General features: G+C 68.9%; 11 protein-coding genes and 1 tRNA gene. 6 read left to right on the top strand and 6 right to left on the bottom strand.

Annotated features, from left to right (window positions below; all coding sequences use genetic code 11):
- Positions 1–34: 34 nt before the first annotated feature.
- The 4 genes from Psi02_RS08000 to Psi02_RS07985 form a co-directional block, all read right to left on the bottom strand.
- Positions 35–652 (bottom strand): 50S ribosomal protein L25/general stress protein Ctc, encoded by a 618-nt coding sequence (locus Psi02_RS08000; RefSeq protein ID WP_203972818.1) that lies wholly within the window; start codon positions 650–652, stop codon positions 35–37.
- 176 nt (positions 653–828) lie between these two features.
- Positions 829–1,806, bottom strand: a complete 978-nt coding sequence (locus Psi02_RS07995) for a ribose-phosphate diphosphokinase (RefSeq protein WP_203883331.1) — start codon at positions 1,804–1,806, stop codon at positions 829–831.
- A gap of 260 nt (positions 1,807–2,066) precedes the next feature.
- Positions 2,067–3,530 (bottom strand): bifunctional UDP-N-acetylglucosamine diphosphorylase/glucosamine-1-phosphate N-acetyltransferase GlmU, encoded by a 1,464-nt coding sequence (gene glmU / locus Psi02_RS07990; RefSeq protein ID WP_203972817.1) that lies wholly within the window; start codon positions 3,528–3,530, stop codon positions 2,067–2,069.
- A gap of 164 nt (positions 3,531–3,694) precedes the next feature.
- Positions 3,695–3,766 (bottom strand) — tRNA-Gln (locus Psi02_RS07985).
- 382 nt (positions 3,767–4,148) lie between these two features.
- On the opposite strand from Psi02_RS07985, the gene Psi02_RS07980 reads away from it, so the two are divergent.
- The 4 genes from Psi02_RS07980 (at position 4,149) to Psi02_RS07965 (ending at position 9,439) form a co-directional block, all read left to right on the top strand.
- Entirely contained in the window at positions 4,149–5,087 is a 939-nt protein-coding gene (locus tag Psi02_RS07980) for an acyl-CoA desaturase (protein WP_203953839.1), read from the top strand.
- A gap of 232 nt (positions 5,088–5,319) precedes the next feature.
- Positions 5,320–6,369 carry a TetR/AcrR family transcriptional regulator gene (locus tag Psi02_RS07975; protein ID WP_239094698.1) on the top strand — a complete coding sequence of 350 codons (1,050 nt, stop codon included), beginning with the start codon at positions 5,320–5,322 and terminating at the stop codon, positions 6,367–6,369.
- 58 nt (positions 6,370–6,427) lie between these two features.
- Positions 6,428–8,530 carry an RNA degradosome polyphosphate kinase gene (locus tag Psi02_RS07970; protein ID WP_203972816.1) on the top strand — a complete coding sequence of 701 codons (2,103 nt, stop codon included), beginning with the start codon at positions 6,428–6,430 and terminating at the stop codon, positions 8,528–8,530.
- Positions 8,531–8,569: 39 nt separating this feature from the next.
- Positions 8,570–9,439, top strand: a complete 870-nt coding sequence (locus Psi02_RS07965) for an NUDIX hydrolase (RefSeq protein ID WP_239094697.1) — start codon at positions 8,570–8,572, stop codon at positions 9,437–9,439.
- 98 nt (positions 9,440–9,537) lie between these two features.
- On the opposite strand, the gene Psi02_RS07960 is transcribed toward Psi02_RS07965, so the two are convergent.
- Together Psi02_RS07960 and Psi02_RS07955 are read right to left on the bottom strand one after the other, a co-directional pair.
- Positions 9,538–10,992: a CYTH and CHAD domain-containing protein gene (locus tag Psi02_RS07960; RefSeq protein ID WP_203972815.1), complete on the bottom strand. Its 1,455-nt coding sequence runs from the start codon at positions 10,990–10,992 to the stop codon at positions 9,538–9,540.
- A 71-nt stretch (positions 10,993–11,063) separates the two neighbouring features.
- Positions 11,064–11,822 (bottom strand): trans-aconitate 2-methyltransferase, encoded by a 759-nt coding sequence (locus tag Psi02_RS07955; protein ID WP_239094696.1) that lies wholly within the window; start codon positions 11,820–11,822, stop codon positions 11,064–11,066.
- 86 nt (positions 11,823–11,908) lie between these two features.
- On the opposite strand from Psi02_RS07955, the gene Psi02_RS07950 reads away from it, so the two are divergent.
- Together Psi02_RS07950 and Psi02_RS07945 are read left to right on the top strand one after the other, a co-directional pair.
- Positions 11,909–12,433 carry a MarR family winged helix-turn-helix transcriptional regulator gene (locus tag Psi02_RS07950; RefSeq protein WP_203972814.1) on the top strand — a complete coding sequence of 175 codons (525 nt, stop codon included), beginning with the start codon at positions 11,909–11,911 and terminating at the stop codon, positions 12,431–12,433.
- Positions 12,434–12,704: 271 nt separating this feature from the next.
- A complete protein-coding gene (locus Psi02_RS07945; RefSeq protein WP_203972813.1) occupies positions 12,705–13,493 on the top strand; it encodes a carbonic anhydrase family protein in 789 nt (262 codons plus the stop codon).
- Positions 13,494–13,586: the final 93 nt, after the last annotated feature.

Below are 13,586 nucleotides of genomic sequence, written 5' to 3'. Positions count from 1 at the left end.
AGGAGGTCCTGTGGAGGACTGTCTCACATCGGTGCTACTCGGCGGACTCGGCCGAAGCGGCCTCGCCCTCGGCAGCGCCCTCAGCGGCGGCCTCGCCCTCCGCGGGCAGCTCGGCCGTCGGAGCGGCGATCACGTGCAGGACCAGCGCCTCGGGGTCGCCCTGGAGCGTGGTGCCCGTCGGCAGCGGGAGGTCGGCCGCGTGGACGACGAAGCCGACGTCCTTGCCGTCGACGTCGACGGTGACGCCGGTCGGGATGTGCGTGGCCTCGGCCTCCACCGACAGCGTGATCAGCTGCTGGTCGAGGATGGCGCCGCCGATCACCTCGCCGGTGACGTTGACCGGGATCTCGACGGTGACCTTCTCGCCCCGCTTGACCAGGAGCAGGTCGATGTGCTCGATGTAGCCCCTGATCGGGTCACGCTGGACGCCCTTGGGCAGCGCGATCTCGTCGACCCCGTCGCCGTGGACGCGGATGAGGACGTTGGCCTGACGCAGCGCGAGCAGCAGCTCGTGGCCCGGCAGGGTCAGGTGCTTGGGCTCGGTGCCATGGCCGTACAGCACGGCGGGAACCTTGTTCCCCCGGCGGATCGCACGGGCGGCGCCCTTTCCGAACTCCGTGCGGAGCTCAGCGGCGATTCGAACTTCGGACATGGCACATCTCCTAGGGGTTGCTTGACGATTGGTGAGCACCCACCCTGATCCGCCCTAGCGGAAGGCGTTACGGGCGCAGCGTGAACAGCCTACCGTGTCGATTGCGCGAGCTCCGCTCGCGCGGGCTCGGGGCGCCTTGGAGGCCGCGCCCCTCGCGAACCAGGGACCCTCGCGAACTAGCTGTCGCCTTCGAAGAGGCTGGTGACGGAGCCGTCGGTGAAGACCTCGGTGATGGCACGGGCGATCAGCGGGGCGATCGACATCACGGTCAGGCTGTCGAACCTCTTCTCGACGGGGATCGGCAGGGTGTTCGTCACGACCACCTCGGAGATCCGCGAATTCTTGAGGCGATCCACCGCGGGGTCGGAGAACACCGCGTGCGTCGCCGCCACGATGACGTCGGTGGCCCCGTGCTCGTAGAGCGCGTCGGCCGCCTTGCAGATCGAGCCGCCGGTGTCGATCATGTCGTCGATCAGCACGCAGGTCCGGCCCTGGACCTTGCCGACCACCTCGTGCACCTTCACCTGATTGGCCACGTCGAGGTCGCGGCGCTTGTGGATGAACGCCACCGGGGTGCCGAGCGAGTCCGACCAGCGCTCCGCGAGCCGTACACGGCCGGTGTCAGGCGAGACGATCGTCGTGGTCGCCGGGTCGAGCTTGCCCCGCAGGTAGTTGATCAGCACCGGCATCGCGAACAGGTGGTCCACCGGGCCGTCGAAGAAGCCCTGGATCTGAGAGGTGTGCAGGTCGATCGACATCAACCGGTCGGCGCCCGCCTGCTTGAACATGTCGGCCATCAGCCTGGCCGTGATCGGCTCTCGCCCGCGGCCCTTCTTGTCCTGCCGCGCATAGCCGTAGAAGGGCATGATGACCGTGATCCGCTTGGCCGAGGCGCGCTTGAGCGCGTCGACCATGATCAGCTGCTCCATGATCCACTGGTTGATCGGCGCGGTGTGGCTCTGCATCACGAAGGCGTCGCAACCGCGGACGGACTCCAGGTAGCGCACGTAGATCTCGCCGTTCGCGAAGTCGCGCAGCGCGGTGGGCGTGATCTCGACGGCGAGATTCGCGGCCACCTCGTCGGCCAACTCGGGGTGGGCGCGTCCGGAGAAGAACATGAGGTTCCGCTCACCCATCGTCTTCTTGCCGCTCATGCCACACTCCTCGACTGCCGAGCCCCCCGGCCGGCCGTTCCGTAACGGGTCGCCTGGTCCCGCACACACGACTCGACGCCGTGCCGTCCTGTTCGCTCGCCCCGCTGAACCACGGTGTCCTCCTGGCCTGCCCCTGAGGGCGTTACGCGGTGAGACCGCGCCTTGTTCTCATTACCGATGCCGTACGGCTCACGCAACGAACGCCGCACGCCGTCCGGCGGTGCCGCCTGTCCGTGACCACTCAGAACTGTGCCTCGCGACTACTCCGCGCCCGTCTGCGGCTCCGCCTGCTCATCCGGCTCGGCGACGGCCTGTTCGGCCGCCTTGGCCGAGGCCGTCCCCGGGCGGCGGCGGACGACCCACCCCTCGATGTTGCGCTGCTTGCTCCTGGCCACGGCCATCGCCCCCGGAGGGACGTCGCCGGTGATGACGGAGCCGGCGGCGGTGTAGGCGCCGTCGCCGATGGTCACCGGAGCGACCAGCATGTTGTCACTGCCCACCCGGACGTGGTCGCCCACGACGGTGCGGTGCTTGTTGATCCCGTCGTAGTTCACGAAGACACAGGCCGCGCCGATGTTGGAGCCCGTCCCGATGGTGGCGTCGCCGACGTACGACAGGTGGGGGATCTTGGACCCCTCGCCGACGGACGAGTTCTTGGCCTCGACGAAGGTGCCGATCTTGCTCTTGCGCCCGAGGACCGTCCCGGGCCGGAGGTAGGCGTAGGGGCCGACGGACGCCTGCGCGCCGATCTCGGCCCGGTCGCAGACCGCGTTGCGCACCACGGCGTCCGCGCCGACGACGGTGTCGGTCAGCGTGGTCGCGGGGCCGACCTCGGCCCCGGAGGCGACTCTCGTGGAGCCGTGGAGCTGGGTCGCCGGGTGGATCACCGCGTCCGCCTCGAGCCTGACCTCGGCGTCGATCCAGGTGCTCGCGGGGTCGATGATGGTCACGCCGGCCCGCATGTGCGCCTGGAGGATCCGGTCGTTGAGGACCCGGCGCGCGAAGGCGAGCTGGACGCGGTCGTTCACGCCCTCCACCTCGACGTAGTCGGACGCGACGTGCGCCCCGACCCGGTGCCCGTCCTCGCGGAGGATGGCCAGGACGTCGGTGAGGTACTCCTCGCCCTGCGCGTTGGCCGCGCCGACCCGCTTGACCCCGTCGGCGAGGAGCGATCCGTCGAACGCGTAGACGCCCGAGTTCATCTCATGGATCGCCCGCTGCTCGGGGCTCGCGTCCTTCTCCTCGACGATCTCCAGGACGGCTCCGCCCGCGTCGCGGACGATCCGGCCGTACCCGGTCGGGTCGGGGACCTCCGCGGTGAGGACCGTGACCGCGTTGCCGTCCGCGGCGTGCCTTTCCAGCAGCGCCGCGAGAGTCGCCGTGCGGAGCAGGGGCGTGTCGCCGTACGTGACGAGGACCGTTCCTCTGATGTCGCCCACCGCCTCGAGGGCGGTTCTCACGGCGTGGCCGGTGCCGTTCTGCTTCTCCTGGACGACCGGGAGCGCGTCGGGCGCCGTGGTGGCGAGGTGGCTTTCGACCTGGTCGCGGGCGTGTCCGATGACCACGACCAACTGCTCGGGGTCGAGGCCGCGGGCGGCGGCGAGCATGTGGTCCACAAGCGCGCGACCGCAGAGCTCATGGAGGACTTTGGGGGTGTTCGACTTCATCCGAGTGCCCTCGCCGGCGGCGAGGACGATGACGGCGGCCGGACGCGGCACACTCACGGACTGAGGCTCCCTCGGCGTCACGATAGAGACGAGTCGGCTTCCGGTTCACGGGCGGCCACCCACAGGGCACCGCACGGTCACCCGCTCGACAAGGTGAGCTTACCTGTCGGGCCTGAGATCGAATCCAGCCCCACCCATAACCACCCGATCCTCAGCTGCCGCTCCGGCGCCAGGACTCGAACCTGGACAACAGGGACCAAAACCCTGCGGGCTGCCAATTACCCAACGCCGGAAAGGTTTGGCGAGCGCCCGGTGATCCCGGCCGCAAGCCGCCTCCTACGATACCGATCCCCCCGGATCTGTGACGCCAAGACGCGGTCCGCCGATGATCCCGAATCCGGGGCCGTCCGGCTCGGCGGCTTTCCGGGCGCGCCGGTTACCCGGTCGGATCCTCCGGGCAGACCATCCGATATCCGCGCGGCCGGAGGACCGGATCTCCCGCCGCGGGGATGGCTCATTTAGCAGATGATCAGCCGATCTAGCAAGACGTGGATTCGCCACCAGATGTGCGCGGGAGCGTCACCTTCCCCACATTCAGTCGGCGAAATTCCTAACTTACGATGGCGTAGGTTACGGTGGCGTAGCCAGACATCTTCCCCACACGCGAGGTAGCCAATGACCGTCCTGACCGAACGGCCCGGACCGCAGCCCAAACCGGACTTCGAGCCCCAAGGCAAGTCCCGGGGCGATCTGATCATCTTCGGCGTCGTCGTCGGAGCCCCCATCCTCGCGGTCATCGCCGCGGTGCCCTTCGCCTGGGGATGGGGTCTGGGCTGGACGGACATCGCGATCGCCTTCGTGTTCTACGTCATCTCCGGACTGGGCGTCACGGTCGGATTCCATCGCTACTTCACCCACGGCTCCTTCAAGGCCAAGCGGCCCCTGAAGATCGCCCTGGCGATCGCGGGCAGCCTCTCGCTCGAGATGTCCGTCCTCGACTGGGTCGCCGCCCACCGCAAGCACCACAAGTTCTCGGACAAGGAAGGCGACCCGCACTCGCCTTGGCGCTTCGGCACCAGCGTCTGGGCGCTGTCCAAGGGACTGCTCTGGGCGCACATGGGCTGGCTGTTCGAAGTGGAGCGGGTCAACCGGCAGAAGTACGCCCCGGACCTGGCCAAGGACCCGGACATCATCAAGCTGCACAAGTGGTTCCCCGCCCTGGCGCTCACCTCGCTCCTGCTGCCCGGCGCGCTGGGCGGCCTGCTGACCTGGTCGTGGCAGGGCATCGTGACCGCTCTCTTCTGGGGCACGGTCGTCCGCATCGGTCTGCTGCACCACGTCACCTGGTCCATCAACTCGATCTGCCACGTGTTCGGCGACGAGGAGTTCGAGTCGCGCGACAAGTCCCGCCAGGTGTGGTGGCTCGCCATCCCGTCCTTCGGCGAGTCCTGGCACAACCTGCACCACGCCGACCCGACCTGCGCCCGGCACGGCGCGCTCAAGGGCCAGATCGACCTGAGCGCCGGGACGATCCGCCTGTTCGAGAAGGCCGGCTGGGCCTACGACGTGCGCTGGCCCACCCCCGAGCGACTGGCGGCGAAGCGTCTTGGCTGACGCCATCGGTACGGATGACAGGGCCGCCGTCGACCTGGCGGCCCTGGCTTCTCCGCGTTCCACCTCTGACGACGACGATTCTGGTAGGGCCGCCGCCTTACCCCTGACCAGGGCGACAGCGGTGGCCGTACGCGCACATATCCAGCCCGTGCCCGCGGACGCGGGCGATTCCGCGCCCGCGAAAGCCGTACGCAAGGCGGCTGAGGGCCGAGAACAGGCCATGATTGAAGTCGTGAGCGACTCCTCCCGATCCCGCAAGCGCATGACTGGCGCGGAACGGCGCGAGCAGCTGATCCAGATCGGCCGGACCCTGTTCGCCGAGAAGGGCTTCGACGGCACCTCCGTCGAAGAGATCGCGGCGAGTGCCAAGGTCTCCAAGCCCGTGGTCTACGAGCACTTCGGCGGCAAGGAGGGCATCTACGCGGTCGTCATCGACCGCGAGATGCAGCGACTGCTGAGCCTCGTCTCGCAGGCCCTGGTGGCGTCGCACGCGCGGGTGAAGCTGGAACGTGCCGCGCTCGCCCTCCTCCAGTACATCGAGGAGAGCAGTGAGGGCTTCCAGATCCTGGTCCGCGACTCCCACGCCGCCTCCGGCACGGGCACGTTCGCGAGCCTGATCAGCGACATAGCCGGCCAGGTGGAAGACGTGCTCGCCGACGAGTTCAGGGAGCGTGGCTACGACCCGAACCTCGCGCCGATGTACGCCCAGATGCTGGTGGGGATGACCGCGCTGACCGGGCAGTGGTGGCTCGAGGAGCGCCGGCCCCGCCGCGAGGAGGTCGCCGCCCACCTGGTCAACCTCTCCTGGAACGGTCTCACGGGTCTCGACCCGAATCCCGGCCTCACGGCGGCGTCCCGCGGTCTGGTGCTGACGCCCACGACGGAGCCCCGTACAGCGGCCCGCCCGAACGAGCGCGAGCTCAAGGAGCAGGAGAAGGCCCGGCGCGAGCACGAGAAGCTGCGCGAGCGCGAGGTCAAGGAGCAGGAGAAGGCCCGCGAGCGGGAGCTCAAGGAACTCGAACGAGCCCGGGAACGCGAGCTCAAGGAGCAGGAGAAGGTCAGGCGCGAGCAGGAGAAGGCCCGCGAGCGGGAGCTCAGGGAGCAGGAGAAGGTCCGCGAACGGGAGCTCAAGGAACTCGAACGAGCCCGCGAGCGCGAGCAGAGGGAACGGGACAAGCAGCGGGAACGCGAAGAGCGGGAAGAGCAGCGGTCGCAGGAGGCCAGGGCACGGGCGAAAGCGGCCGAGGACCCGGCGGACACCGAAGTCGACAGGGTGCCCTGACGGTTTCGTTGCGTCGTAGTTAACGTACCGTTCAACGAATTAGGGCATATTTTGTCATATGTCCGCCGAATTCGCTTCCGTGCCCAAACCCGAGGATGCCACCCTGCCCGAAGACGCACCGCTGCCCCAGGACCGGTTCCTCAACCGGGAGGAGAGTTGGCTCCAGTTCAACGAGCGTGTGCTGGAGTTATCGGAGGACCCGTCGGTCCCCCTACTCGAACGCGTCAGATTCCTGGCGATCTTCGCAAGCAACCTGGACGAGTTCTTCCGCGTCCGGGTGGCCGGCCTCAAGCGCCGGATGGCGACCGGCCTGCTCCTGCGGACCAAGAGCGGCCTGAAGCCCAGCGAGGAGCTGGCGCGGATCGCGGCCATCGCCGACGACCTCGCCCGCCGGCATGCCGGAGACTTCCACGACGGCGTGCTGCCCCAGCTTGCCGCGGAGGGGATCGAGATCGTCCGCTGGGACGACCTCGGCCGGGACGAGCGGACGGCGCTGCGGAAGCTGTTCCAGGAGCGGATCCGGCCCGTGCTCACCCCGCTCGCGGTGGACCCCGCACACCCCTTCCCTTACATTTCCGGCCTTTCCCTCAACCTCGCTGTGACCGTCCGTAACCCGATCAGCGGGAACACGGTCTTCGCCCGGGTGAAGGTGCCGTCGCAGCTGCCGAGGTTCGTCACCGCGTCGCAGAGCCGGTTCGTCCCGATGGAGGACGTCATCGCCGCCCACCTGGGCGAGCTCTTCAAGGGCATGGAGATCGTCGAGCACCACGCCTTCCGGGTGACCAGGAACGAGGACCTCGAGGTCGACGAGGACGTCACGGAGAACCTGATGCAGGCGCTGGAGCGGGAGCTCCGGCACCGGCGGTTCGGACCGCCGGTCCGCCTGGAGGTCGAGGACACCATCACCCCCGAGGTGCTGGACCTGCTCGTCGACGAACTGCGGGTGGCCGACCACGAGATCTACCGGCTCCCCGGCCCGCTGGACCTGACCGGCCTGCACGCCATCGCCGACCTCGACCGGAGCGAGCTGAAGTTCAACCGGTTCGTGCCGGCGGAGGCCGTGAGCGCCGAGGACGGCCTGTTCGCCACGCTGCGGGAGCGGGACATCCTCCTGCACCACCCGTACGACTCGTTCGCCACGAGCGTCCAGCGGTTCGTGGAGGAGGCGGCGGCCGACCCGGACGTCCTGGCGATCAAGCAGACGCTCTACCGGACCAGCGGCGACTCCCCCATCGTGGACGCCCTGATCGACGCCGCCGAGGCCGGCAAGCAGGTCGTCGTCGTCGTGGAGATCAAGGCCAGGTTCGACGAGCACGCGAACATCTCCTGGGCGCGCAAGCTGGAGAAGGCGGGCTGCCACGTCGTCTACGGCGTGCTCGGGCTGAAGACGCACTCCAAGCTGGCCCTGGTGGTCCGGCAGGAGGCGAACGGCGAACTGCGGCGCTACTGCCACATCGGCACCGGGAACTACAACCCGAAGACGGCCAGGCAGTACGAGGACTTCGGGCTGCTGACGGCCGACCCCCAGGTGGGCGAGGACGTCACGGATCTGTTCATCCACCTCACCGGCTACTCGATCCAGGAGGACTACCGCCGGCTGCTCGTCGCGCCCGACTCGCTCAGGCAGGGCCTGCTGTCCAGGATCGAGGGCGAGATCGAGCACCACAGGAACGGCCGCCCGGCGCGGATCCGCATCAAGACGAACTCGATGGTCGACGAGCCGCTCATCGACGCGCTCTACCGGGCGTCGCGGGCAGGTGTGCCGGTCGATCTCTGGGTCAGGGGAATCTGCACGCTCAGGCCGGGCATCCCCGGTTTGTCGGAGACGATCCGGGTCAGAAGCATCCTGGGCCGTTTCCTCGAGCACTCGAGGGTGTACGAGTTCGGCGAGGGCGACCGGTCGGAGATCTGGATCGGCAGCGCCGACCTCATGCGCCGCAACCTGGACCGGCGCGTCGAGGCTCTGGTGAGGGTGACCAGCGGCCAGCAGCGCGAGTACCTGTCCGACCTCCTCGACCTCGCCATGAGCGACACCACGACGGCGTGGACGCTGAACTCCGACGGGAAATGGCTGCGTCACCGCGGCGAGATCGATCTGCAGCACCACCTGATCGCACGCAGGCGCTGGCGGGCCGTGGACGACGCGACCAGCCTGGACTGAGGGATGCTCATGTTCGAACCCGAGGTTCGATCCACCGGCATGACCGACATGATCCGCGCGGCCGGAGCCGTCGTGTGGCGTGGTGACGAGACCGACCCCGAGGTCGCCCTCGTCCACCGGCCGAAGTACGACGACTGGAGTTTTCCCAAGGGGAAGCTCAAGCCGGGCGAGCACATGATCGCCGGGGCCCTGCGCGAAGTGCGGGAGGAGACCGGCCTGGACGTGGTGTTCGGCCGGTCCCTGCCGCCGAGCCACTACCTCAAGGACGGCCGCCTCAAGCGGGTGGACTACTGGGCGGCGCGGGCCTCCGGCCCCGGCGGGGAGATCATCACGGTCGACGAGGTGGACGAGGTCGTCTGGCTTCCGCTGAACGAGGCCAGACGGCGGCTGACCTACGAGTGGGACGCGGGCCTGCTCAGGGCCCTGACCGCTCTGCCGCTCGCGACCGTTCCCCTGATCTTCGTACGGCACGGCCTGGCCGGGTCCCGCCAGGAGTGGACGGGCGACGACGATCTCCGCCCACTCGACGAGTTCGGGTGGGCGCAGTCGGCGGCCTTCACGGCGGTGCTCGGCGCCTACCGCCCGGCGGCTCTGGTGAGCTCCCCCAGCCTGCGCTGCGTCGAGATGCTGAGGCCGTACGCCGGCGGCCGGGGGATGCGCGTCCGCGAGGACGGGGCGCTGTCCGAGGACGGCTACGACCCGCGCGCCGCCGAGCGGCTGGTGAGCGAGCTCATCGAGTCGGGCGAGCCGTCCGTGGTGTGCAGCCACGGCAAGGTGCTGCCGGAACTGCTCGCGATGGCGGGTGAGAGCCGCCTGAACGACGCCGAGGGCCAGCTCGGCAAGGGGGCCTTCACCGTGCTGAACCGGGCGGGCGGGCGCCTCGTGAGCGTCGAGCGTTACATCACGTGACCCTCACCCCTGTGAAGTGCCGGGTCACGTTACATCACGTGACCCTAGAGCACGTGGAGTCCAGGTGACCTGGCCCTCACCCATGGTCGAGTGCCGGGTCACCCGCTGACGTCGGCCCACACGTTCGGGAACTCCTCGTGGGCCCGCTCGGCGTCCGCGTGCTCCAGGCCGACCAGGACCCCGTAGGTGAAGGTGTCCTCGCCCGCGCCGCGGGCGGCCTCGGCCTCGTCGGCGAGCACCCCCTGGGCCACCACGCCGTCCTGGTGCCTGCCCAGCACCTCCTGCACGGTCTCGGCCCGCTTGGCCAGCCCGGCCAGCCCGACCGCCTCCGCGGTGTAGCGGGCCCGCTTGGCGGCCTTGCGGACGTCGTGCATGGCGATCTCGCGCTGGTCGAGGTCCTCCATGGCCTGCGCGACGTCGTAGGCGTCGCCGACCCGCTTCCATCCCTTGTCCGCGATCTTCTCCAGCACCTTGCCCGCGTCGCCGGCCGCGCGATCGGTCAGCGGGGGGCGGGCCACGAACTCCTCCAGGCCGTCGAGCAGCGCGAAGTAGCGCTCACCGCTGAGCGCCTCGCGGATCCGGCCGTAGGCCTCGTGCTCCCGCGTCAGCAGGTCGTCGCCCAGCCGCCGGCGTACGGGCCCCACCACCAGGGAGGGGTCGAGGGCGTCGAGACGCCGGGCGAACCTGTCCCTGATGACCTCCAGATCGCGCGCCTCGCCCAGCACCTCACCGATCCACCTGAGCTCGTCCTGCAGCTCGGCGGTGTCGCCGAGGATCGACTTGAAGGCCTTGAACGCGCTCCGCAGCCGCCGGCTGGCGACTCTCGCCTGGTGGACGGCGTCCTCCTCGGCCCGCCGTACCCGCGGGTCCTGGGCGGTCAGCGCCTTGACGTGGCCTCTCAGATAGGCGACGACGACCTCGCCCGCGGACCCCGGGGCGAGCGCGGTCTCCGGCCGGGGGGAGACGCCGCCGAGGAGGCGGGCCAGTTTGCTGCTCGCGTCCGCGGGGGTCGCCCCGGCCTTGAGAAGGCGTTTCCCGACGCGCCTGAGCACGTCGCGGTCGCCGTCCTTCAGCTCGGCCTCGACCTCACGCCAGCGGACAACGCGGGGCTCGTCACCGAGCACGGTGCCTTTGACACGGTCGTCCGCGACCTCCACGAGCGCCTGGCCTTCGGGGCCGATGAGCCGGGTGACGCCCCGCCGCGTCTCGAGCTGGGCGACGGGGGCCAGGGCCGCGCCCCTGGTGTAGGCGAGGACGAGCTCGGCGAGCTCCGGAGGCACGATCTTGGCGCTGCGCGTCAGCGGGACAGTGATCTCCTGCCTGGCTCGCTTGGCCTTGGGCAGCTTGAGGTGCCAGCCCTCGTCGTCGCCGCCACGACGGCGGCGCAGGGTGATCCCGCGCGCGGCCAGCCGCAGGTCCGGGGTATCGAAGTACAGCGCGACGAGCTTGTGGCTGAGAGGCTGGGCCACCTCGGCGCAACCCTTGACATCACTCAGGTCCGGCAGGCCGAACTCGGATGGCACGTCGAACTTGTCTTCGATCTCGATCGTCATGATCACCCCTAGCGTCGGAACCTTATTTGACGCGGCAATTCCACCTTAAATGGAATATATGCGGCCTTCGGCTATTTATGGGCGACCAGGAAGATTCTTCTGAAAGGGAACGCCGTGCCGTACGGCTCACGCGGGTAGGCCTCGCGGAGACGGCGGCCGCACTCGGCGAGGAAGGCCTCCTGCTCCCCGGGGGACAGCCGGTCGAGGATCGGCCGCAGGGCCGTGCCCCGCACCCACGTGAGCGCCGCGTCCTCTCCCTGGAGCACGTGGACGTAGGTCGTCTCCCAGGTGTCGACCGCGCATCCGAGGGCGGCGAGCCGCCGCAGGTACTCGACCGGTTCCGCGACCGGCGTCCGCTGGGCCAGGTCGCCCAGCCGGTCCCGCCATTCCGTACGGCACAGCTCCCGGATGATCGAATGGCTCGGCGAGCCGAAGTTCCCGGGGACCTGGAAGGCCAGCCAGCCGCCCTCCGCCAGATCGCCGATCCAGCGTTCGAGCAGGTCGAGATGCCCGGGCACCCACTGCAGCACGGCGTTCGAGACGATCACATCGACGGGACGGGCGGGCCGCCAGTCACGGACGTCGGCGACCTCGAACGTCGGCCCCGCCGGCGCGTCCTCGATCATCGCGGGCGAGGAGTCCACCCCGTGCACCGCCGCCGCCGGCCAGCGCCGGCACAACGACGCGGTCAGCTCGCCACTGCCGCAGCCCAGGTCGACCACGTATTCGGGCGTTTCGGCCCCCACGCGTGCGACCAGGTCGAAGAATGGCCTCGAACGCTCCCCGGCGTAGGCCCGGTAGATCGCCGGGTCCCAGATATCGTGATCCATCAGCATCCTCCCCGATACTTATCTTGACATCAAGATAATCGATATCGTGGAAGATATCTCGACGTCAAGAAAGCTAGACTCTGCGCATGACCTTCTCGAGGCCCGTCGAGGACGAGGTGGACCGTCTGGTCGCAGCCTGGCAGCAGGAGCGGCCCGACCTGGACGTCGCGCCGCTGGAGGTGCTGAGCCGGGTCTCGCGGCTGAGCAGGCACCTTGAGCGCGAACGACGTGCCGCCTTCGCCGAACACGGCGTCGAGTCGTGGGAGTTCGACGTGCTGACCGCGCTTCGCCGGTCAGGCGAGCCGTACGAGCTGAGCCCCGGTGCGCTGCTGCGGGCCACACTGGTCACCTCCGGCACGATGACCAACCGGATCGACCGCCTGGCGGCCTCCGGGCTCGTGGTCCGGCGTCCCGACCCCGAGGACCGGCGCGGCGTACTGGTGCGCCTCACCCCCGCCGGACTGGAGCGGGTGGACGCCGCCTTCGCCGATCTGCTCCGCCGCGAGCGGGAACTTCTGGCCGGGCTGGACGAGCACGAACGGCAGGTGCTCGCCGGACTGCTGCGCACGCTGCTCGTGCCGTTCGACGCCTCCGCGGAAGCCGCGCACTAGCTCCCGGACTCCCTCTCGTTTCCTCTCGCGATGGACCGCCTCCTCGCGGCGTACGGCGTTGCGCGCCGCACAAAACAGAGCGACTTATCGCTGTTTTTTCCGAAATGCGCAAGACCCTCTTGACGGATATGCACTGTGATTGATGACACATTGGTGTCAAGCGGTCGGCAATCTATAAAGGTTGAAATGCCATGCATATCCCCCCGGATGTGAGCAAAGAGGCTCGCGCTCAATGCCCCATTCGGTGCCGACCACTGAGGGGTTCCCGCGCATGCTTCCTCGTTTCGCCGTGTTATCGGCGGCCGCCGTCATCGGCCTCACCCCGCTCGTCATCCCCGCCCACGCCACGGCGCACAGGCCGCCTTGTGGGCGCGCGGGGACCGACGCGGCCGTCCAGTCCCCCGTGGAGATCGACCGCGCGACCGCCTGCCGTCGCGCCGTTCCGCGCCTCGTCATCCACTATCCGCCCAACGTGGACGGCAAGATCCTCTTCCAGGACCGGGCTCCCATCGGCGGCCGGCTGAGCGAGCACGACGACATCAGGTTCGTCGTCGAAGACGAGCGTGCCCGGCCGTACATCACTCTCGGCGGCGAGCGATACGACCTGAGCAACGTGCACTTTCACGGCCATGCGGAGCACAAATTCGCCGGCGAGCCGTTCGCCCCCGTAGAGGCGCACCTCGTGCACGAGAAGACTTCGGGCGAGAGGGGTTATGCCGTCCTGTCCGTCCTGCTCGACCAGAGAAACGACGGACGGCCCTCCGAGCACGACCGTCTCCTCACGTCACCTCCGGCATTGGGGATGTCCAGAGATGTCCGGAACATTCATCTTTGGGACTTACTGCCCATCGGGCGTACGACCTTTCGCTACACAGGGTCGCTGACCACGCCGGACGAGGAGGGAACCTATTTCCAGCCCGTGAACTGGGTCGTGTTCGGCCAGCGGGCGAAGGCGGGCCGCGAGGGCATCCGGACGTTCAGGTCGTTGTGGCCGACCGGCGAAGGCAACTCACGAGAACTCCAGCCCAACTTTCCACCCCCCACCATCTCCACCCACTAACCCCCTCGCCGCGACCCTCCTCGTCGTGATCATGCACAGGTTCGTGATCAAGCCCCGTGACCAGGCGTTTCCTCTGCCGTGATCATGCACAGG

It is taken from the genome of Planotetraspora silvatica, from assembly GCF_016863315.1.
In the GTDB taxonomy this organism is placed as follows: Bacteria; Actinomycetota; Actinomycetes; order Streptosporangiales; family Streptosporangiaceae; genus Planotetraspora; species Planotetraspora silvatica.
This window is presented reverse-complemented; position numbering and strand designations above follow the sequence as displayed.

Bases quoted from the DNA above. Each gene is read 5' to 3' on its own strand.
- Psi02_RS07980 (WP_203953839.1), top strand. From the start codon at position 4,149: ATGACCGTCCTGACCGAACGGCCCGGACCGCAGCCCAAACCGGACTTC.
- Psi02_RS07955 (WP_239094696.1), bottom strand. From the start codon at position 11,822: ATGGATCACGATATCTGGGACCCGGCGATCTACCGGGCCTACGCCGGG.
- Psi02_RS07965 (WP_239094697.1), top strand. From the start codon at position 8,570: ATGACCGACATGATCCGCGCGGCCGGAGCCGTCGTGTGGCGTGGTGAC.
- Psi02_RS07960 (WP_203972815.1), bottom strand. From the start codon at position 10,992: ATGACGATCGAGATCGAAGACAAGTTCGACGTGCCATCCGAGTTCGGC.
- Psi02_RS07945 (WP_203972813.1), top strand. From the start codon at position 12,705: ATGCTTCCTCGTTTCGCCGTGTTATCGGCGGCCGCCGTCATCGGCCTC.
- Psi02_RS08000 (WP_203972818.1), bottom strand. From the start codon at position 652: ATGTCCGAAGTTCGAATCGCCGCTGAGCTCCGCACGGAGTTCGGAAAG.
- Psi02_RS07995 (WP_203883331.1), bottom strand. From the start codon at position 1,806: ATGAGCGGCAAGAAGACGATGGGTGAGCGGAACCTCATGTTCTTCTCC.
- Psi02_RS07970 (WP_203972816.1), top strand. From the start codon at position 6,428: ATGTCCGCCGAATTCGCTTCCGTGCCCAAACCCGAGGATGCCACCCTG.
- Psi02_RS07950 (WP_203972814.1), top strand. From the start codon at position 11,909: ATGACCTTCTCGAGGCCCGTCGAGGACGAGGTGGACCGTCTGGTCGCA.